The organism is Streptomyces sp. NPDC104307, from assembly GCF_055584045.1.
The window spans coordinates 1,042,772-1,063,089 of the sequence record NZ_JBVJMU010000001.1; the positions used below are offsets into that span (position 1 = coordinate 1,042,772).

Genomic DNA, 20,318 nt, shown 5'->3' on the forward strand with positions numbered 1-20,318 from the left:
GGCCGGGTCGGCCGGTTCCGGGGGTTGCTGGGCCCCGGGGGGCTCCGACGGCCGCACGGTCGCGTCGGCGTCCCGCGCCGGGAAGGAGACCCCCGCACGGTCCGAGGGGCCCCGGGTCGGTTCCGGGACGGAGAGGACCGGCGTGTGCCCCCGGAAGTCCCCGCCACCCTTGAGCCGTAACCTCTTCTCGAACGCGGTCGGTTCGGGCTCTTCGGCCCGGGGTGCTGTCATCCTGGCTCCTCGGTGACGCGGGCGGCCGGGAGGGCCGCCGCAGGGGGCTCGGGGGGTGCGGCGGACGGCGGGGCCAGGAGTTCCAGCACATCGGTGTCCGCCGCTCTGATGTGGATCCCGGCGCTGTCCCGGACGGGCCGGACGAAGCTGCCGTCCGGCTTCATCAGCCACGCAGTCTCCAGATAGATCTCCGGGGCCTGCGGATACGAGGTGGCGTAGGAGCGGCCCCCGTACCAGCCGCCCACCCAGGCGCCGTCCCGCAGCCGCATGCGGACGTAGCAGGGGCCGGACCGGCGGAACAGATGGTCCCAGGCGGTGGGCGTCGAGCGGTAGCGCGCGGGCCGCCGCCGCCGCTGCCACCGGGTGACGCCACCCGCGGCCACCGCCGGCACGACGACGAAGAGCGCCAGGGCCAGTAGCCCGGCCGTCCGGGGCTGCTGGGCGACGGCCTCCCCGGTGCCCGCTCCGGTGTGCCGGGCGAAGCGCACCAACCGGGGTCCGGCCGCGACCAGATACAGGGTGTCGAGTACGACGGACGCCGCCACGGCGCGCAGCACCCGCTCTCCCAGGTCGCGTTCGCCGGGGACCGGGCCCCGCCAGCGCTCCCGCAGGAACTGGTAGGTGACGCCCGGCAGGACGAACAGCACCAGCACGGCGATCTGGAGCGGGGTGGACGGGGACTGCCCCATCACATGCCCCGCAGGCCCTCGGACGGATCGTGTGCGATCAGCCTGGCCCGCCGCGCGCGGAGCGCCAGTACGGCCGCCGCCACCAGCGTCGAGAACGCCACCCAGGGTCTCGCGTGCACGATCAGCGCGGCGGTCTCCGACTGCCGCGCCGCGGCCAGCGCGACCAGCAGCCCGCCGACCATCCACAGGGTCCCCGACAGCCGCCTCGGCGCGGTCATCTCCGCGAGCAGCAGCAGCGCTCCGAACAGTGCGGTGACCGCCACGACCAGCGTGAACGGGTCACTCGCCACGAGCACCCGGTACTCCCCGATGTTCAACAGGCTCAGCACCGCGAGCCACTTGGCCCGGCCGAAGCCGATGAGCGGTGACAGGACCACAAGGCCCAGCACCAATCCGTACACCACGGACTCCGGTACCCGCATGAACCGACTCCCCCGCCCGGCTGTACGCCCATGAGCGTCCTGCCCTCAGATGCTAGTCACGCCCGGGGAACATCGCGGTCCCTCGTTCGGGTGATTGCGCTGCCGGAAGGTCCCGGTCCACCGTGAGCCACACCTGCCGCTTTTTACGCATGGATGCAAATCTTTTGCACATAGCCGCGACCCCCGAGCCACCTGCGCACCCCAGCACCCGAGCCTGAGAGGGCCTCGCACCGCAGGTGACCAAGTACCGCATGTCACACCCTATTCACAGGTTTGAGTCACAAAATTAAGTAGCTCAAGCAGAATTTTGCGCACCAGCATGGACTTCCTTGCGACATCACTCCTAGCCTGTGGGGCGTCCGAAGAGCCCCCCGAGCCGCAAGGACGACTGATACGTGACCCCGACTCCCAGACGCCAGTTGCTCAGACGCTCCATATCCGCCTCTCTCTCGCTGGCACTCGCCGCGGTCGGCACCGCTGCCGCCGTGGTCCTGTCCAGCGCTCCGGCCGCCCAGGCGGCGGGGGTCCCCGCCCCCTCCCCCGTCGCGGTCCCCGGTCGTGGTGCGACCGTTCCGTTCAAGGAGCAGGAAGCCGAGTACGCGGCCACCAACGGCACGCTGATCGGCCCGAACCGGCTGTACGGCACGCTGCCCTCAGAGGCTTCCGGCCGGCAGGCGGTGACGCTGGACGCGGTCGGTGAGTACGTGGAGTTCACGCTCACCGCACCCGCCAACGCGATGTCCTTCCGCTACTCGCTGCCGGACAGTGCCAACGGATCGGGCCGGGACGCCTCGATCAACGTGCTGGTGAACGGCGGATCGCCCAAGTCGGTACCCGTCACCTCCAAGTACGGCTGGTACTACGGCGGTTACCCCTTCAACAACAACCCGGGCGATACCAACCCGCACCACTTCTACGACGAGGCCCGGACGATGTTCGGCTCGACCCTCGCCGCCGGGACGAAGGTCCGGCTGCAGGTCTCCTCCACCTCCGCCTCGCCGTCCTTCACCATCGACCTGGCGGACTTCGAGCAGGTGGCCGCGCCGACCGGCAAGCCCTCCGGCGCGCTCGACGTCGTCTCCGACTTCGGCGCCGACCCGACCGGGGCGGCGGACTCGACCGCCAAGATCCAGTCGGCGGTGGACGCGGGGAAGGCGCAGGGCAAGGAGGTCTACATCCCGCAGGGCACCTTCCAGGTCCGCGACCACATCGTCGTGGACAAGGTGACGCTGCGCGGCGCCGGTCCCTGGTACTCCGTGCTGACGGGGCGCGACCCCTCCAACCGGAGCAAGGCCGTCGGCGTCTACGGGAAGTACGCCAGGGACGGCGGCAGCAGCAACGTCACGCTCAAGGACTTCGCCATCATCGGTGACATCCAGGAGCGGGTGGACGACGATCAGGTCAACGCCATCGGCGGGGCCCTGTCGAACTCGACCGTCGACAACATCTGGATGCAGCACACCAAGTGCGGCGCCTGGATGGACGGCCCGATGGACAACTTCACCATCAAGAACAGCCGCATCCTGGACCAGACCGCCGACGGCGTGAACTTCCACTACGGAGTCACCAACTCGACCGTCACCAACACCTTCGTCCGCAACACCGGTGACGACGGACTGGCGATGTGGGCGGAGAACATCCCGAACGTGAAGAACAAGTTCACGTTCAACACGGTGATCCTGCCGATCCTCGCCAACAACATCGTGACGTACGGCGGCAAGGACATCACGATCTCCGACAACGTCATGTCGGACACCATCTCCAACGGCGGCGGTCTGCACATCGCCAACCGCTACCCAGGTGTCAACTCCGGTTCGGGCACCGCTGTCTCGGGCACCACCACAGCGGCCCGCAACACCCTGATCCGGACCGGCAACAACGACTTCAACTGGCAGTTCGGCGTCGGAGCCGTCTGGTTCAGCGGTCTCAACGAGCCGATCAACGCCACCATCAACATCACCGACACGGAGATCCTGGACAGCTCCTACGCCGCGATCCACTTCATCGAGGGCGCGACCAACGGAGTGCACTTCAAGAACATCAAGATCGACGGCGCCGGTACCTACGCGCTGCAGATCCAGTCCCCCGGCACGGCAACCTTCGACAACGTCGTGGCCACACACATCGCGCAGTCCAACCCGATCCACAACTGCGTCGGCAGCGGCTTCCAGATCACCCGGGGCGCAGGCAACTCCGGCTGGTACTCCGACCCGCCTGCCTGCACCGGCAACTGGCCGGCCCCGGTGTGGACCAACGGCGGTGTCCCGCAGGGCGGCACCGGCCCGACGGACCCCACGGACCCGCCGACCGACCCGACCGACCCCACCGATCCGCCCACCGACACGGGCAACCTCGCCCAGGGCCGTAACGTCACCGAGTCCGGCCACGCGGACGTGTACAGCGCGTCCAGGGCCGTGGACGGCGACGCGAACAGCTACTGGGAGAGCACCAACAACGCCTTCCCGCAGACCATCACGGTCGATCTGGGCGCGGCCAAGGCGGTCAAGCGGCTGGTCCTGAAGCTGCCGCCGGCAGCGGCCTGGGCCACCCGTACGCAGACCCTGAGCGTGTCGGGCAGCACCGACAACAACACGTTCAACTCACTCAAGGGCTCTGCGGGTTACACCTTCAACCCGTCGAGCGGCAACAAGGCGACCGTCACCCTGCCCGGCACGTCGGCCCGGTATCTGCGGCTGACGTTCACCGGCAACACCGGGTGGCCGGCGGCGCAGCTCTCCGAACTGGAGGCCTACACCACCAGCTGAGCCGTAACAGGCCGGGCGCCGGACGGACGTGTGAGACGTCCGTCCGGCGCCCGGCCCCGCCGTTGCGAGGGTGCCGCGGGCAGGTCAGCGCAGGAAGTCGCGGGCGATGGACTCCGCCGCCCGCTCCAGCAGCGGCCCCGCCTCCGCCATGCACACCGCCGGATCCGGCTCCAGCTCGGTGAGCGCGTACGCGCGCCGGATCCCGGCCCGTCCGAGCGCCTCCGGGGGCAGCGCGAGGCGGCCGCAGACCGCGACGACCTCGATACCCGCCGCGCGGGCCGCCGCGGCGACCCCCGCCGGGGCCTTGCCGTGCAGGGTCTGCTCGTCGAGCGAGCCCTCGCCCGTGATGACCAGCGTGGCGCGGGCCAGCGCGGGGGCGAAGCCGAGAACGTCGAGCATCACCTCGATCCCGGGCCGGAACCGCGCGCCGAGGGCGACCAGCGCCCCGTACCCGATACCACCGGCCGCACCCGCGCCGGGCAGTCGGGCGTGGTCAGGGCCCAGCACGGACGCGTAGTGGGCGAGCGCCGCGTCGAGGACCGCGATGTCCTCCTCGGTCGCGCCCTTCTGGCGCCCGTACACCTCGGGGGCGCCCTTGGGCCCGGTCAGCGGGTTGTCGACGTCGCTCGCGAGGATCAGGTCGACTCCGGTGAGCCGCGGGTCGAGCCCGGAGAGGTCGGCGGAGGCGAGGTCGGCGAGGCCGCCGCCGCCCGGACCGACGGGCTTGCCGTCCGCGTCCAGGAACCGGGCGCCGAGCGCGGCCAGCATGCCCGCGCCGCCGTCCGTGGTCGCACTGCCGCCGACCCCGAACACGATGGTCCGCGCGCCCGCTCCGAGCGCGGCGAGCAGCAGTTCACCGGAGCCGTACGTGGTCGCGGTGAGCGGGGCGAACACCCCCTCGGGAAGGTGCTGGAGGCCAGAGGCCTCGGCCATCTCCACCACCGCCGTGGTGTCGCGCAGGGCGTACGCCGCCGTCACGGGGTCACCCAGCGGCCCGGTCACCCGCGCCTCGCGGCGCTCGAACCCGGCGGCCACCGCGGCGGCCACCGTGCCGTCGCCGCCGTCCGCCACGGGCAGGGTCTCCACGGCCACCTCGGGAGCGATACTCCGCAGCCCGGCCGTCACCCGCTCCGCGACCTGTACAGCCGTGAGCGAGCCCTTGAACTTGTCCGCCGCGACGAGCACGCGTGCGGCCTTCATCACTGCTCCGTCCGTCACCTTGATTCCCTTTGCTTTCGAACAGGCAGTCGCGCCGCCCCGACCCTATCCGGATCACCAGCTCCCTGCCCATGGGTGTCCGTGCCCTGGACCTGCGCCCAAAAGAATCTAGGCTGCTCGTGTGACCACCGATGACTACACCACGTATATCGACGGACTCCCCAAGGTGCTCGCGGGCGCCGCCTGCCTCTTCCGGGACGCGGAGGGCCGACTGCTGCTCGTCGAGCCGAACTACCGGGACGGCTGGACCCTGCCGGGCGGCACGATCGAGTCGGCCGACGGTGAGACCCCCCGGCAGGCGGCCCGGCGCGAGTCGGCCGAGGAGATCGGCCTCGATCTGGAGCCGGGCCGGCTGCTCGCGGTCGACTGGGCGCGCGGCACCGCACGGCCGCCGATCGTCGCCTACGTCTACGACGGCGGCGTGCTCGACGAGGAGCAGCTGAAGGCGGTGCGCGTGCAGGAGGACGAGCTGCTGTCGTGGAAGCTGGTCGACCGGGCGGAGCTCGGCAGCTATCTGCCCGCCGGGCTCGGGCTGCGGGTGCGGGCGGCGCTGGAGGTGCTGGATTCGGGCGCGGGCGCGGCGGAGCTGGAGGACGGGCTGCCCGCCGGCTCGAACGGGTGATCTCCCCCGCTGCCGGTTGGGGTAGTGTTGATGGCTGCGAAGGGGAGTAGCCCCGCAAACCGGTCGTCGACACACTGGAACCTCCGGGTTCCCGGTGGCCGGGTCCGTGGAAGGTCACGGACGGGCGAGACCTTCGGTCAGGTATGACACACCCGCACCCCGCGGGTGGTGCCGTCATGCCGGGCCGAGTGGTCCTCCGAAAAGCCCGAACGGCACTTCGCGGAAGATCCGGGGCCCGGCTCTTACAGAAAGCCACCCGGAATGCATCTCGACCCCCTGGCGATCCTCACCGCTTTCGGGCTGATCTTCCTCGCGGAGCTCCCCGACAAGACGATGTTCGCGTCGCTGGCCATGGGCACCCGCATGCGCCCGCTCTACGTCTGGTTCGGTACGTCGTCCGCGTTCATCGTCCATGTCGCCATCGCGGTCGGTGCGGGTGGTCTGCTCGGGCTGCTGCCCGACTGGATCGTCAAGCTCGTCTCGGCGTCGCTGTTCGCGTTCGGGGCGTTCATGCTGCTGCGGGCCGGCGGGGGCGACGACGATGACGAGGACGCCCCGAAGACCGTGACCGGTTTCTGGCCGGTGTACTCGACCGCGTTCATGGCGGTGTTCATCAGCGAGTGGGGCGACCTGACCCAGATCACGACGGCCAACCTGGCCGCGAGCAACGGCGCCTGGTCCACCGCGATCGGGTCCGCGGCGGCCCTGATGTCCGTATCGGCGCTGGCGCTGCTCGCCGGGCGGTTCATCGCCAAGCGCGTGCCCCTCAAGACGGTCCAGCGGATCGGCGGCCTGTGCATGCTGGGGCTGGCGATCTGGACGGTCATCGAGATCTTCACCGGCTGACCCGGCCGAGGCGGGACGGCTACCGGTGTGGGGCTCCGCGCGTGCGCGGAGCCCCACACCGGTTTCAGACACCGGTTTCAGAAGAGCGCCGGGGTGGTGTCCTCCGTACCGTTCTCGAAGGCCAGCAGCCGCTGTTTGCGGTCGAGTCCGCCGCCGTAGCCGGTGAGGCTCCCCGACGCTCCGATCACCCGGTGGCAGGGCACGATGATGCCGACCGGGTTCTTGCCGTTGGCCAGCCCGACCGCCCGCGAGGCCCCGGGCTTGCCGAGGATCTCGGCCAGTTCCCCGTACGAACGCGTCTCGCCGTAGGGAATGCGCTGGAGCTCGGCCCAGACGGTGCGCTGGAAGGGGGTGCCGTCGAGGTCCAGCGGGAGGTCGAACTCCCGCAGCTCACCGGCGAAGTAGGCGTCCAGCTGCTGGATCGTCTCGTCGAAGAGGCCGGGATCGGGTGTGCCGAAGGTCTCCTCCGGCGGACGGTGGCGCTGACCGGTCATGTAGAGGCCGGCGAGGACCCCGTCGGTGGCGACGAGGGTCAGCGGGCCGTAGGGGCTGTCGGTCACGGTGTACCGCCGGGCCGCCGCGACAGTGGTGGTGCGTGCTGAGGTCACGATGAACTTCCCTGTGCCGGAAGGTGGTTGATGGGATGGTCGTCGACGGTCCACAGGTACTGGACCGCGTACGCCCGCCAGGGGCGCCAGCCCGCCGCGCGGGCGGTGAGCGCGGCCGGTGTGGACGGGAGGCCGAGCCGCTGCGCTGCCCGCCGGATGCCGAGGTCCGTCGGCAGGAAGGCGTCCGGGTCACCGAGCGCCCGCATGGCGATGACCTCGACCGTCCACGGCCCGAAGCCGGGCAGCGTGCCCAGTTCGGCCCGCGCCTTCTCCCAGTCGGTGTCGGTGCCGAGCCGCAGCGAACCGTCCGCCAGGGCTCCGATGAGTGTGGTGAGCGTCCGGCGGCGGCTGCGCGGCAGGGCCAGTTGCTCGGGGTCGAGCCCGGCCAGCGCCCCGGGGGCCGGGAAGAGGTGGGTGAGACCGCCTTCCTGGTCGTCGACGGGTGTGCCGTGGGCGGTGACCAGCCGGGCCGCGTGGGTCCGGGCCGCGGCGGTCGACACCTGCTGGCCGAGGACGGCCCGTACGGCGAACTCCGCGCCGTCCACGGTTCTCGGCACCCGCCGTCCCGGCGCCTCGTCGACCAGCGGGGCGAGCAGCGGATCGGTGCGCAGCTGTTCGTCGACGGCGACCGGGTCGGCGTCGAGGTCCAGCAGCCAGCGGCAGCGGCTGATGGCCCGGGTGAGATCGCGCGGGTCGGTCAGCGAGAGCCGGCAGGCGATGTGGTCGGGGTGCGGGGTGAGGGCGACGATGCCGTGTCCGTACGGCAGGTCGAGGGTCCGGCGGTAGGCGCCGTCGCACCACTCCTCCACGCCGGGGACAGCGGTCGCGGCGAGGTGTCCGAAGAGGTTGCTGGGGTTGAGCGGGGCGCGGTAGGGCAGCCGCAGCGCTATCACGCCGGGGGTGGCAGGGGGTTTCGCCGACCGGGCGGCCCGGCCGCGCAGTTCGCCCGGGGCGAGGGCGAAGACCTCACGGACGGTGTCGTTGAAGGTACGGATCGAGGAGAACCCGGCCGCGAACGCCACCTCGGCCATGGGCAGCCCGGTGGTCTCGATGAGCACCCGCGCGGTCTGCGCGCGCTGCGCCCTGGCCAGGGCCAGCGGCCCCGCTCCCAGTTCCGCGAACAGCTGCCGCTCGATCTGGCGGGCCGAGTAGCCGAGCCTGGTGGCGAGGCCGGTCACCCCTTCCCGGTCGACGACCCCGTCCCGGATGAGCCGCATCGCACGGGCGACGGAGTCGGCACGGGCGTTCCACTCGGGCGATCCCGGGCTGGTGTCGGGCCTGCACCGCTTGCAGGCCCGGAATCCGGCCTGCTGGCAGGCGGCGGAGCTCGGGTAGAAGGTCATGTTCTCGACCTTGGGCGGCACGACGGGACAGCTCGGCCGACAGTAGATCCTGGTGGTCAGGACCGCCGTGAAGAACCAGCCGTCGAAGCGGGAGTCCTTGGAGCGGACGGCCCGCACGCAGCGCTCGGTGTCGGTGTGCATGGTTCAAGCATGGGGCACCCGGCCGGGCAGGGCTGGCGGAAATCCGACATCAGCCTTGAGCTGCCTGCACTGCCGCGATCCGCCCAGCCCGCCTCGCTTCGCACTCTCCCCTCGCCCCGTTCCGCACTTCGCACGAGAATGGAACGGGGCCGCTGCGGGGAGCGACGAGAAGGAGGCCGACGATGACGGACGCACAGGCGGCGCCGCCGCTCTGCTCCCACCTGGACCAGGTGCGGCGGGTCGCCCCGGACAGTGCTGACTCCTGCACGGAGTGTGTCGCGATGGGTGACACCTGGGTGCATCTGCGCGTGTGCCCGACCTGCGGCCACGTCGGCTGCTGCGACTCCTCCCGCAACAAGCACGCCACCGCCCACCACTCCGCCACCGGACACCCGCTCATCCGCTCCTACGAGCCGGGCGAGACCTGGTGGTGGTGTTACGAGGACGAGCTGACCTTCGATGTCGAGGGGGCCGGACCGGCGCGGGCCGCCTGAGGGAGGGCCTGCGGGGCCGCTTCAGTAGACGTCCCGGACGTACCGCTTGTCGGTGGCGAGCTGCTTCACGTACAGGGCCGCCGCCTCTTCGTCGAGGCCGCCGTGCGCGACGGCGATGTCACGCAGGGCCGCCTCGACGTCCTTGGCCATGCGCGCGGCGTCGCCGCAGACGTGGAAGTGGGCGCCGTCCCGGAGCCAGGACCAGAGCCGGGCGCCGTGTTCACGCATCCGGTCCTGGACGTAGACCTTGGCGCGCTGATCACGCGAGAAGGCCGTGTCCAGTCGGGTGAGGGTGCCGTCGGCGAGGTAGTCCGTCAGCTCCTGCTCGTAGGTGAAGTCGGTGGCCCGGTGCTGTTCTCCGAAGAAGAGCCAGTTGGGCCCCCGGTGGCGGCGGGCCCGGCGTTCCTCCAGGAAGCCGATGAACGGGGCGACGCCGGTCCCCGGGCCGACCATCACCAGCGGCGTGTCAGGGCCCGCCGGGGGCCGGAAGTGCGGGGCCCGCCGCACGGTGACCGACACCGGGGCGTCGGGAGCCGCGTCCGCGAGGAAGGCCGAGCACACCCCGGTGCGGGGGCGGCCCTGCGGGTTCTCGTACCGGACCACGGAGACGGTCAGGGACACCAGGTGGGGCTCTGTGAGCGGGCTGGACGAGATCGAGTACAGGCGGGGCTGGAGCCGCCTGAGGATGCCGGCCCACTCCTGCGGTGCGGCGCGGACCGGGTACTCGGCCAGTACGTCCACCGCCTGGCGGCCCCAGGACCAGCGGGCGAGTTCGCCCTTGTTGTCGGGGCGCAGCATCTTCTTCAGGGCCCGGTCGCCGGTTCGTTCGGTGATGAACCCGAGCAGGGCGGGGGTGAGGGCGGTGATGTCCAGCCGGTGGCGCAGTGCGTCGGCCAGCCGGGCCCCGCCGGAGCCCGCGACCTCTACGGGGGCGTCGGCGTCGAGACCGGTGACAGCGAGCCATTCGGCCACCAGCTCGGTGCTGTTGACGGGGTGCACGGCGAGGGCGTCACCGGCCTCGTAGCTGAGGGGGCCGTCTGCGCCGCGCGTGTCGAAGGTGAACCGGCGGACCTCCTTGCCCGCGCCGGGGAGGCTGAGGAGCCGGTTTCCGACGAGCCGGGCCGCGACGGGCACCGGCCTTGCGCCGGGCGCGGCCGCCCGTGCGGGGCCTGCCGCCACGGCGGTCGGCGGCGGGAAGGCGAGTGGCGGGGAGGTGGGCAGCGGGGAGGCGGGTGCCGGTGGTGCGGTGAGGCCGGTGAGCACCTGGTCCAGCCAGCTCCGGGCGGAGGGCTCGTAGTCGGGCTCGCAGTCGGTGCGCGGGGCCAGCCGGACCGCGCCCAGTTCGTCGAGGCGCTGGTCCAGTCGCCGGCCGTGGCCGCAGAAGTCGTCGTACGAGGAGTCCCCGAGGGCCAGCACCGCGTACCGCGTGCCGTCCAGGGGCGGGGTGTCGGCGGCGGTCAGGGCCTCCCAGAACCCGGAGCCGTTGTCGGGGGCGTCGCCGTCGCCGAAGGTGCTGGTGATCAGCAGGAGGTCGGCGGCGGGCGGGAGGGTGCGCGGGTCCGCGTCGGCCATGCCGACGAGCCGGGCCCGGTGTCCGGTGGCGGTGAGCCGGTCGGCGGCGGCCGTGGCGAACTCCTCCGCGTTGCCGGTCTGCGACGCCCACAGCACGACCACCTCGCGGCTGCCGGAGGGGTCCGCTGCGGCGGGTTCGTCCGTGGCCTGCGGAGCGCGCGAGTACATCCCGGCGAGCACACCGTTCACCCATCGCGCGTGCTCCCCGGTGAACGGCGCACCGGCCGGCAGCACCGGGACGCCGGGCGTGCCAGAGGGCAGACCGGCGAGGAAGCCGACCAGGTACTGGCGTTCGTGCTCCGCGAGGACCGGCGGCGGTGCGTCCTCCAGCCCGAACACAGCCCCGGCACCGGCACCCACACCGGCACCCGCTCCTGGCCCCGCGACGACCGGCAGCGGCACCCCGGGATCGGTGCCGGGGGCGGCGCCCTGCACCGGGGAGACACCGGGCACGGGGGCGACCTTCGCGAGCGTCACCGCACACATCTTGAACTCCGGCTGGAAGGAGACCGGGTCGACCGCGTCGCTGGTCACCGCGTTGACGCAGCGGTACTCACCGAACAGGTCGTTCCAGTGGAAGGGCGCGAAGCAGCAGCCCGGCCGCACCCGGTCCGTGACGACGGCCGGGAGCACGGCCCGGCCGCGCCGGGACGCGACCTCGACGGAGTCCCCCGCGACGATCCCGAGGCGTCGCGCGTCCTCCGGGTGGAGTTCCACGAACGGGGCCGGGTCGAGCCGGTTGAGCTTGGCGACCTTCCCGGTCTTGGTGAGGGTGTGCCACTGGTGTTGCAGGCGGCCGGTGTTGAGCAGATACGGGTAGTCGTCGTCCGGCATCTCGGCGGCCGGGACGTGCGGACGGGCGAAGAAGACGGCGCGCCCGCTCGCGGTCGGGAACACCGGGCCGCCGTCCGGTCCGAGGTAGCGGACCGGGTTGCGGTCGGGGCCGTCGGCCGAGGGGGCGGGCCACTGCACGGGCGTGGTGCGCAGCCGCTCGTAGCTCACGCCGCGCAGGTCGTAGCCGGTGCGCGGGTTCGCGGCGCGCTTGATCTCCTCGAAGACCTCCTCGGCGCTGTCGTAGCCGAAGGCATCGGCGTATCCCAGCTCGCAGGCGATCCGCGCGATGATCCGCCAGTCGGCCAGCGCCTCACCGGGCGGGTCCACAGCCGGGCGGGCGAGGGTGAGGTTGCGCTCGCTGTTGACCAGTACGCCCTCGCTCTCGCTCCACATCGCGCCGGGCAGCACCACATCGGCGTAGGCGTTGGTCTCCGTGTCCGCGAACACGTCCTGGGTGATGACGAGTTCGGCAGTCTCCAGGGCCTCGATGACGGTCCGGCGGTTGGCGACGGAGGCGACGGGGTTGGTGCAGATGATCCAGCAGGCCTTGACCTCGCCCGCCGCCATCCGCCGGAACATGTCGACGGTGCCCTCGCCGGAGCCGTCCTCGCGGACGGTGCCGGGTTCCAGTCCCCAGAGCGCGTCGGTGAAGGCGCGGTCCTCGTCCACCAGCACCGACCGCTGCCCCGGCAGACCTGGTCCCATGTAGCCCATCTCGCGGCCGCCCATGGCATTGGGCTGGCCGGTGAGCGAGAACGGTCCGCTGCCGGGACGACAGATCGCTCCGGTGGCCAGATGCAGGTTGATCAGCGCGTTGGTGTTCCAGGTGCCGTGCGTGGACTGGTTCAGCCCCATCGTCCAGCAGCTCATCCACTCCCCCGCGCCGCCGATCCACTCGGCCGCCCGCCGGATGTCGGCCTCCGGGATTCCGGTGATCTCCGCGACGGCGGCGGGGTAGTAGTCCGCCAGGAACTCCGGCATCGCCTCCCAGCCCTCGGTGCGCTCCGCGATGAACGCGGTGTCCGTGTGCCCGTTCTCGTGGAGGAGGTGCAGCAGTCCGTTCAGGAGGGCGAGGTCGGTGCCGGGTCTGATCCGGAGGAAGAGGCCCGCCTTGTCGGCGGTGGCGGTGCGGCGCGGGTCGACGACGATCAGCCGGGCGCCCGCCTTCACCCGTTCCATCATGCGCAGGAAGAGGATCGGGTGGCAGTCGGCCATGTTGGAGCCGATGACGAGGAAGACGTCGGCGTGCTCGAAGTCCTGGTACGAGCCGGGCGGGCCGTCGGCGCCGAGGGAGAGCTTGTAGCCGCTGCCCGCACTGGCCATGCACAGCCGGGAGTTGGACTCGATGCGGTTGGTGCGGACGAAGCCCTTGGCGAGTTTGTTGGCGAGGTACTGGGCCTCCAGGCTCAGCTGCCCGGACACGTAGAAGGCGACGGCGTCGGGTCCGTGTTCGTCGATGACCGCGCGCAGCCGCCGGGCCGTCTCTGTGATCGCCTCGTCCACGCCCGCCGGTACGGGCTCGGCGCCGCGCTCGGGCCGGATCAGCGCGGTGGTCAGCCGTCCGGGGGCGGCGAGCATGTCGGCGGTGGTCGCGCCCTTGGTGCACAGCCGGCCGCGGTTGGCGGGGTGGGCCTTGTCGCCGGACGCCTTGAGGACCTTGCGGCGGCCGTCGGGCCCCGAGCCGATGTCGAGCACCATGCCGCAGCCCACCCCGCAGTACGAGCAGACCGTCCGTACCTGAGTGACGGCGGCCGACGAGCTCTCTGGGGGCACCGGGGGACCTTCCCGTGGATCGGATCGTGGTCCCGACGGTACGAATGGCCCATTACACCGGTGTGACCCGGGCGGATCACGGGCGGTAACGCTCGCCGCACAGCAGCGGGCCCGGTGCTGTGAGATGGAGGAGGGACGGTGCGTCAGGGGCGGGACCGCAGCCGCCGCCACACCGCCTTCGCCGCGTGGTGCCCGGACATGCCGTGCACACCGGGTCCGGGCGGGGTCGCGGAGGAGCAGATGAAGACCGCCGGATGCGCCGTCGCGTACGGCACCCGGGCGAGCTTGGGGCGGATCACGGTCTGGAGTCCGGCGAAGGCGCCGCAGGCGATGTCCCCGTCCACGTAGTTCGCGTTGCGCGCGGCGATCCCGGGCGGCCCCGCCACGCAGCGGGCGAGCACCAGATCGCGGAAGCCGGGGGCGAAGCGCTCCAACTGGCGTTCGATGACCTCGGTGGCGTCGCCCTGCCAGCCTGCCGGTACGTGCCCGTAGACCCAGAACACCTGCTTGCCCTCGGGGGCGCGGGACGGGTCGACCAGGCTGGGCTGGGCGGTGATCAGGAACGGCACGCTCGGGTCGCGGCCGGTGACCGCCGCGCGCAGGGCGGAATCGATCTCGCCGGCCGTGGGCCCGATGTGCACCGTGCCCGCCCGGCGGGCCTCCTCTGCGGTCCAGGGGACGGGGCCGGACAGCGCGTAGTCGATCTTGAAGCAGGAGGCGCCGTAGCGGTAGCCGCTGTAGGCGTTGCCCAGTCCGGCGATCCGGGCCAGCGCGGTCGGTGAGGTGTCGAAGATGTAGGCGCGGGCGGGCGGGAGCTCGTCCAGCCGCTTGACCTCCGTACCGGTGTGGATGACGCCGCTCTGCTCCCGCAGGAAGGAGGCGAGTGCGTCGGAGATCGACTGGGAGCCGCCGCGCGGCACCGGCCAGCCCTTCTCGTGCGCGGCCAGCGCGAAGAGCAGGGCGATTCCGCCGGTCGCGATCCCGCTGGTGGGGGCTATGGCATGGGCGGCGAGCCCGGCGAAGAGGCCGCGCGCCTTCTCACCGCTGAAGCGGCGGGACATCAGCGTGGCGGGCTGGATGGCGTCGAGACCGAAGCGCACCCAGCGGTACGGGTCGCGCGGCAGCCCGTCCCACGGGGTGCGCAGGAAGTCCTGGGCGAGGCTGTCCCAGTGGCCGAGGAACGGTGCGACGAGCCTGCGGTACGCCCCCGCGTCACGCGGCCCGAGCGACATGGCGCTCTCCCCCACAGAGCCGGCCAGCACGGCGGCGGAGCCGTCCGGGAACGGGTGGGCCAGGGCCAGCCGGGGCTGGATCCACTCCAGGCCGTGCCGGGCGAGCGGCATCGCGTCGAAGGCGGGCGAACCGATGCCCAGCGGGTGGACCGCCGAGCAGGGGTCGTGCCGGAAGCCGGGGAGCGTGAGCTCCTCCGTACGGGCTCCGCCGCCGACGGTCCGCCCGGCTTCGAAGACCTCCACGGCATAGCCACGGCGGGCCAGTTCGGCCGCGGCGGTCAGCCCGTTGGGGCCGGCCCCCACGACGACTGCGTCAAGCATCGACGGCACCTTCGGACTCCTTTGTCAGCCGACGGTCGGAGCCCCAGGATATTCACAGGCGCGGGCGGTCCGGGCGCGGGTAGGGTTCCCGCTCGATGACCACACCGAACCCCGCGCGGCCGCCGCACTCCGGCCCCCGCCCGGACGCGCTCCCCGGCCCGCCCGCCACCTCCGCAGCGGCCCCGGAGGACGCCGGGATGCGGCGGGCGATCGACGCCATGGCGGAACAGCTCGTCGCCGTATCCGGCATCCACGCCGTCGTCCTGGGCGGCAGCCGGGCCCGGGGCACCCACCGCCCGGACTCCGACTGGGACCTGGGCCTCTACTACCGGGGCGTCCCGGACCTGGCCGCGCTGAGCGCGCTGGCGCGTGAGGTACAGGGCTCACCGGTCGAGGTGGCCGGTCCTGGCGGCTGGGGTCCCTGGGTCGACGGCGGGGCCTGGCTGCGGGTGGACGGCACGCCGGTGGACTGGATCCTGCGCGATCTGGACCGGGTGGAGGCGGTCTGGGCCGACTGCCGCCAGGGGCGCTACGAGGTCGGCGTCCAGCCCGGCCACCCGCTTGGCTTCTGGTCCCCCGCCTATCCGGGCGAGGTGGCGCTGGGGCACGTACTGGCCGATCCGGAGCAGGAGTTGACGGGGCTCAAGGCCGAGCTGGACACGTATCCGGAGCCGCTGCGCAAGGCCCTCACCGACGCGGCCTGGGAGGCGGAGTTCTCCGTGGCGTCGGCCCGCAAGTCGGCCCCTTCCGGTGACCGGCTGCACGTGTCGCTCTGCCTCTCCCGGGCGTTCGGCATCCTCGCCCAGTCGCTGCACGCCCACCATCGCACCTGGTGCCTCAACGAGAAGGGCGCGCTGGCGGCGGCCGCCGCCCTGCCGGACACGCCCGCGGACTTCGCGGACCGGGTTGGCGAGGCGCTGTGCGGTCTGGACGCCGCGGCGGTGGAGACGGCGGCAGGGGTCGTGGCCGACGTACGGGCGGTGCTGGCGGATACGACCGGCGAGGACCTGGCCGGAGGCTGAACCGCAGCCGACGCGTGGGCATGGTCCCGGGGAACGCTCAGTCCCGCTGGATGGCCGTGACGCAGCGGGCCAGCAGGCTCCGCAGGGCGTCGCGCTCCTGTGGGGTGAACTCGTCCGCGATCCGGCGTTCGATCCGTACCGCCTGCTCATCGGCCAGCCGCAGCGTCTCGGTGCCGGCCTCCGTCAGCCGGGTCTCCAGCATCTTCTGGTGCCACGGGTGGGCCGACCTGGCGATCAGCCCGCGCTCCTCCAGGTGCTTGAGCACCGCGGCCATGGCCTGCGGGGTGACCAGGCAGACCCGGGCCAGCGCGGCGCCCGACATTCCGGGGTGATCAGCCAGGGCGAACAGCGCCGCGTACTGGGCGACGGTGAGGTCGGCGCCCTTCAACGCGGCGCTCTTGGCTGCCATGAGCGCTTGCTCCGCACGCTTGATGTCCGCGCCGAGGCGGTCGCCGGCAGTCATTCCCATGCCCGCGAGCGTACAGCCACGAGCATCCGACAGAACATGGACACACATCAAGCATGGAATCTAAATCAAGGTCTTGATATAACTCAACCTATGGATACTCAATCCGCACACAGCGGTACACCCTCGGTCTTCGACAAGACCGTTCTCATTACCGGTGCGACCCAGGGACTCGGCCTCCACCTCGCCCGCGATCTGGCCGCCCGGGGCGCGACGCTGCTCCTGCACGGACGGGACCGGGCACGGCTCGACAGGGCGGCCGACGAGGTGCGCGCGCTCTCGGCCGGTCGCGGCGGTGTCCGCACCTACCTCGCTGACCTGTCCGACCTGAACCAGGTCAGGGCGATGGCCGAGGCCGTGCGGGCGGCCGAACCCCGGCTCGACGTACTGGTCAACAACGCGGTGGCCGGTGGGGGCGCCTCCCCGCTGCTCCGCGAGGTGAGCGCGCAGGGGCATGAACTGCGGTTCGCGGTGAACTATCTGGCGCCTTGTCTGCTGATCGACGAGCTGCTGCCGCTGCTGACCGCGTCGGCCCCGGCGCGGGTGGTCCAGGTGGCGTCGGTGGGGCAGTCGGCCGTCGACTTCGACGACGTCATGATGGAGCAGGGCTATCAGGGCTGGAGGCGTACTGCCGGAGCAAGCTCGCGATGATCATGTCCACGTTCGACCTGGCCGCCTCGCGGAGCCCCGGCGCCGGGGTCACGTTCAACGCCCTGCACCCGGCCCATTTGATGGACACCCGAGGCGTCCGGGAGTACGGCCTGACCCCGGAGGTCTCCGTCGAGGAAGGCGTACGCCCCACGGTCCGGCTGATCACCGATCCGGCGCTGGCCGAGGTCACCGGCCGCTACTTCGACCGCTTCACCGACACGGCCGCTCACAAGCAGGCCTACGATCCGCGCGCCCGCGAGCGCCTCGCCGCGCTGACCCGCGAGCTGCTGGGCGGCTGAGCGCCCCGCCCCGTCAGGCCCCGGCGCGGAGCGCGGTCAGGACCGTGTCGGCCGTCGCCCGGTCGCGGGCGGCCGTGAAGGGCAGGTCGTTGCCCCCGGCGATCCGGAACGGCGCACCGGACAGCGTGGCCTGGACGCCGCCCGCCTCCGTGACCAGGAGGAGCCCGGCCGCGTGGTCCCAGGCGAACTCCCAGTTGAAGGCGGTCGCCTCCAGGGCGCCGCGGGCGACGGCGAGGTATTCGAGGCCGGCAGAGCCGCAGGGGCGGGCGTCGATGCCCTCGGTGCGCAGGCCCAGCAGGGCGCGCTTCTGGGCGTCCGTGGTGTAGTCGGGGTGCGACATCGCGACCCGCAGGGCAGCGCCGGGCACGGGCGAACCGGCCTTCAGGGGCACGCCGTTGAGCGTGGCCCCCCGGCCCCGTACGGCCACGGCCATCTCGTCCAGCGCGGCGGCGTACGTCCAGGAGGCCAGGACCTCGCCGTGGTGTGCGAGGGCGACCAGGGTGCAGAACCCGGCTTCGCCCCGGACGAACTGCCGGGTGCCGTCGACCGGGTCGACGATCCAGACGGGTGCCTCGCCGCTCAGCGCCCCGTACACCTCGGGATCGGCGTGGACCGCCTCCTCGCCTACGACCACGGAGCCGGGCAGGAGCCGGCTCAGGGAGGCGGTGAGGTGTTCCTCCGCCCGCCGGTCCGCGGTGGTCACCAGGTCGTGCGGGCCGTTCTTCTCGACTATCTCGTGCGCGGCGAGCTGCCGGAAGCGCGGCACGATTTCGGCGGCGGCCGCTGCGCGGACCGCCGCCTCGACCTCGGTCAGGTCTCCGGCCAGGAAGTCATCGATCATGCCCCCAGCTAAGCACGGGCGGCCGGAGCACCGACGACCCGGTCATGACGGGAAAGTGGCCGGTCAGCGTCCGACCGCGTACCCCTGCATTCCGCGCGGGTTCGCGGCCGCGGACAGTATCCCGGTGCGCGGGTCGCGGGCGACCGCGCACATCCGGCCCTCGGACCACGCGTCGCCCACCGTGACGTCATGGCCGCGCCGCCGCAGCCCGGCCACCACCTCCGGGTCCATGCCCGCCTCGACGGTGACGCTGCCCGGAAGCATCCCGCGCGGGAAGAACGAGCCGGGGAAGCTGTCGTTGTGCCAGTTCGGGGCGTCGATGGCGCCCTGGAGGTCGAGACCGCCGCGGACCTCGGCGCGCAGCGCGACGGCGAGGAAGAAGTGCAGCTGCCACTGGTCCTGCTGGTCACCGCCCGGGGTGCCGAAGGCCATGACGGGAACGCCGTCGCGCAGGGCAAGGGACGGGGTCAGCGTGGTACGGGGGCGCCGCCCCGGGGTGAGGGAGTTGGGCAGCCCCTCTTCCAGCCAGGCCATCTGGAGGCGGGTGCCGAGCGGGAAGCCGAGCTCGGGGACGACCGGGTTGGACTGGAGCCAGCCGCCGCTGGGCGTGGCCGAGACCATGTTGCCCCAGCGGTCGACGATGTCCACGTGGCAGGTGTCGCCACGGGTGGCGCCGTCCGGGGCGACGGGCGGTTCGCCGGTGCGGTCCACGGTCTCCGTGGGCTCCCCGGCGCCCTCCTTCGCGACCGTCGGCTCTCCGGCACCGGCGGCGGGGAGACCCGTCACGTCGAAGCCGTCGGCCACGGCGCGGGCGTGCTCGCTCAGGACGGGGACGCGCCCGTCGGGGCTGCCGGGCCGCAGCGCGCGGGAGGCTTCGTCGGTGATCAGGGCGCGGCGGGCGGTGTTGTACGGCTCGGAGAGCAGGGTGTCGAGCGGGACCTCGGCGGCGTCGCCGTACCAGGCCTCGCGGTCGGCCATGGCGAGCTTGCAGCCCTCGATGAGCAGGTGCACGTACTCCTCGGAGCCGTAACGGGGCAGTTCGGCGGGGAGCAGGGCGAGTTGCTGGAGGAAGGCGGGGCCCTGGCTCCAGCCGCCGGCCTTGGCGAGCGTCCAGCCGTTCCAGTCGTACGTGGCGGGTGCCTCGTAGGACGCGGACCAGTCGGCCAGGTCGGCGGCGGTGAGGGTGCCGGTGTGGCGCTCGCCGCTGGTGTCCATGGTGGGGACGGCGGCCTGCCGGACCAGGGCGTCGGCTATGAAGCCCTCGCGCCAGACGGTGCGGGCGGCCTCGATCTGCGCGGCCCGGTCCTCGCCGCCGGTCTCCTCCGCCTCGGATATCAGCCGGCGCCAGGTCGCGGCGAGGGCGGGGTTGCGGAAGAGCTCGCCCGGCCTCGGGGAGGCGCCGCCGGGCAGGTACACGGCTGCGGAGGACGGCCACTCGGTCTCGAACAGCTCGCGGACGGTCTCGACCGTCCGGCCGACCCGCTCCACGGGCGGGTGGCCGTCCTCCGCGTAACCGATCGCGTACCGCAGCACCTCCGCGACGGTCCTGGTGCCGTGGTCGCGCAGCAGCACCATCCAGGCGTCGAAGGCGCCCGGCACCGCGGCGGCGAGCGGCCCGGTACCGGGGACCAGCCCGAGCCCGAGCGAGCGGTAGTGGGCGATGGTGGCCCCGGCGGGGGCCGGGCCCTGCCCACACAGCACCTGCACCTCGCCGTCGGCGGGCGCCAGGATCATCGGCACCTCGCCCGCCGGTCCGTTGAGATGCGGTTCGACGACGTGCAGGACGAACCCGGCGGCGACGGCGGCGTCATAGGCGTTGCCGCCGTCCTCCAGGACGGCCATGGCCGACTGCGAGGCGAGCCAGTGGGTGGAGGACACCATGCCGAAGGCGCCCTGGAGGGTGGGCCGGGTGGTGAACATACGGACTC

At 72.4% G+C, this 20,318-nt stretch carries 15 protein-coding genes and 1 pseudogene; 6 read left to right on the forward strand and 10 right to left on the reverse strand.

Annotated features, from left to right (window positions below):
* Window positions 1–227 precede the first annotated feature (227 nt).
* Both ACZ601_RS04335 and ACZ601_RS04340 read right to left on the reverse strand, forming a co-directional pair.
* Window positions 228–920 (reverse strand): DUF6338 family protein, encoded by a 693-nt coding sequence (locus tag ACZ601_RS04335; protein WP_469532747.1) that lies wholly within the window; start codon window positions 918–920, stop codon window positions 228–230.
* A complete protein-coding gene (locus ACZ601_RS04340; RefSeq protein ID WP_469532749.1) occupies window positions 920–1,342 on the reverse strand; it encodes a hypothetical protein in 423 nt (140 codons plus the stop codon). The genes ACZ601_RS04335 and ACZ601_RS04340 overlap by 1 nt, the downstream gene beginning before the upstream one ends.
* A 395-nt stretch (window positions 1,343–1,737) precedes the next feature.
* On the opposite strand from ACZ601_RS04340, the gene ACZ601_RS04345 reads away from it, so the two are divergent.
* The gene (locus tag ACZ601_RS04345; protein ID WP_469532751.1) at window positions 1,738–4,107 is read left to right on the forward strand and encodes a discoidin domain-containing protein; all 2,370 of its coding nucleotides are present in this window, start codon (window positions 1,738–1,740) and stop codon (window positions 4,105–4,107) included.
* An 84-nt stretch (window positions 4,108–4,191) separates the two neighbouring features.
* Here ACZ601_RS04345 and ACZ601_RS04350 read toward each other — a convergent pair whose 3' ends face one another.
* Window positions 4,192–5,307 (reverse strand): glycerate kinase, encoded by a 1,116-nt coding sequence (locus tag ACZ601_RS04350; protein WP_469533837.1) that lies wholly within the window; start codon window positions 5,305–5,307, stop codon window positions 4,192–4,194.
* Window positions 5,308–5,446: 139 nt separating this feature from the next.
* Between ACZ601_RS04350 and ACZ601_RS04355 the strand changes: the two genes are divergently transcribed.
* Together ACZ601_RS04355 and ACZ601_RS04360 are read left to right on the forward strand one after the other, a co-directional pair.
* Complete coding sequence (locus ACZ601_RS04355; RefSeq protein ID WP_469532754.1) at window positions 5,447–5,947, forward strand: NUDIX domain-containing protein; 501 nt, start codon at window positions 5,447–5,449, stop codon at window positions 5,945–5,947.
* A 261-nt stretch (window positions 5,948–6,208) separates the two neighbouring features.
* The gene (locus tag ACZ601_RS04360; RefSeq protein ID WP_363020762.1) at window positions 6,209–6,793 is read left to right on the forward strand and encodes a TMEM165/GDT1 family protein; all 585 of its coding nucleotides are present in this window, start codon (window positions 6,209–6,211) and stop codon (window positions 6,791–6,793) included.
* A 77-nt stretch (window positions 6,794–6,870) separates the two neighbouring features.
* Here the strand turns inward: ACZ601_RS04360 and ACZ601_RS04365 are convergent, their stop codons facing one another.
* Together ACZ601_RS04365 and ACZ601_RS04370 are read right to left on the reverse strand one after the other, a co-directional pair.
* Window positions 6,871–7,401, reverse strand: a complete 531-nt coding sequence (locus ACZ601_RS04365) for a methylated-DNA--[protein]-cysteine S-methyltransferase (RefSeq protein ID WP_469532756.1) — start codon at window positions 7,399–7,401, stop codon at window positions 6,871–6,873.
* Window positions 7,398–8,885: an AlkA N-terminal domain-containing protein gene (locus ACZ601_RS04370; RefSeq protein ID WP_469532760.1), complete on the reverse strand. Its 1,488-nt coding sequence runs from the start codon at window positions 8,883–8,885 to the stop codon at window positions 7,398–7,400. Before ACZ601_RS04370 ends, ACZ601_RS04365 begins: the two co-directional genes overlap by 4 nt.
* A 182-nt stretch (window positions 8,886–9,067) precedes the next feature.
* On the opposite strand from ACZ601_RS04370, the gene ACZ601_RS04375 reads away from it, so the two are divergent.
* Entirely contained in the window at window positions 9,068–9,379 is a 312-nt protein-coding gene (locus ACZ601_RS04375; RefSeq protein ID WP_401929854.1) for a UBP-type zinc finger domain-containing protein, read from the forward strand.
* Between the two features lie 21 nt (window positions 9,380–9,400).
* Here the strand turns inward: ACZ601_RS04375 and ACZ601_RS04380 are convergent, their stop codons facing one another.
* Window positions 9,401–13,483: a molybdopterin-dependent oxidoreductase gene (locus tag ACZ601_RS04380; RefSeq protein ID WP_469533842.1), complete on the reverse strand. Its 4,083-nt coding sequence runs from the start codon at window positions 13,481–13,483 to the stop codon at window positions 9,401–9,403.
* A 218-nt stretch (window positions 13,484–13,701) separates the two neighbouring features.
* Window positions 13,702–15,120, reverse strand: coding sequence for a phytoene desaturase family protein (locus ACZ601_RS04385; protein ID WP_469532763.1), 1,419 nt, complete (start codon window positions 15,118–15,120; stop codon window positions 13,702–13,704).
* Window positions 15,121–15,329: 209 nt separating this feature from the next.
* Here ACZ601_RS04385 and ACZ601_RS04390 point away from each other — a divergent pair, with 209 nt between their 5' ends.
* Window positions 15,330–16,133 (forward strand): nucleotidyltransferase domain-containing protein, encoded by an 804-nt coding sequence (locus tag ACZ601_RS04390; RefSeq protein WP_469533845.1) that lies wholly within the window; start codon window positions 15,330–15,332, stop codon window positions 16,131–16,133.
* A gap of 37 nt (window positions 16,134–16,170) precedes the next feature.
* On the opposite strand, the gene ACZ601_RS04395 is transcribed toward ACZ601_RS04390, so the two are convergent.
* Entirely contained in the window at window positions 16,171–16,602 is a 432-nt protein-coding gene (locus ACZ601_RS04395) for a MarR family winged helix-turn-helix transcriptional regulator (RefSeq protein ID WP_469532764.1), read from the reverse strand.
* Between the two features lie 90 nt (window positions 16,603–16,692).
* Here ACZ601_RS04395 and ACZ601_RS04400 point away from each other — a divergent pair.
* Window positions 16,693–17,549 (forward strand): annotated as a pseudogene (locus ACZ601_RS04400) (SDR family NAD(P)-dependent oxidoreductase).
* A 13-nt stretch (window positions 17,550–17,562) separates the two neighbouring features.
* Here the strand turns inward: ACZ601_RS04400 and ACZ601_RS04405 are convergent.
* Both ACZ601_RS04405 and ACZ601_RS04410 read right to left on the reverse strand, forming a co-directional pair.
* Complete coding sequence (locus tag ACZ601_RS04405) at window positions 17,563–18,390, reverse strand: inositol monophosphatase family protein (protein ID WP_469532767.1); 828 nt, start codon at window positions 18,388–18,390, stop codon at window positions 17,563–17,565.
* Window positions 18,391–18,453: 63 nt separating this feature from the next.
* Entirely contained in the window at window positions 18,454–20,310 is a 1,857-nt protein-coding gene (locus ACZ601_RS04410; protein WP_469532788.1) for a gamma-glutamyltransferase family protein, read from the reverse strand.
* Window positions 20,311–20,318 lie beyond the last annotated feature (8 nt).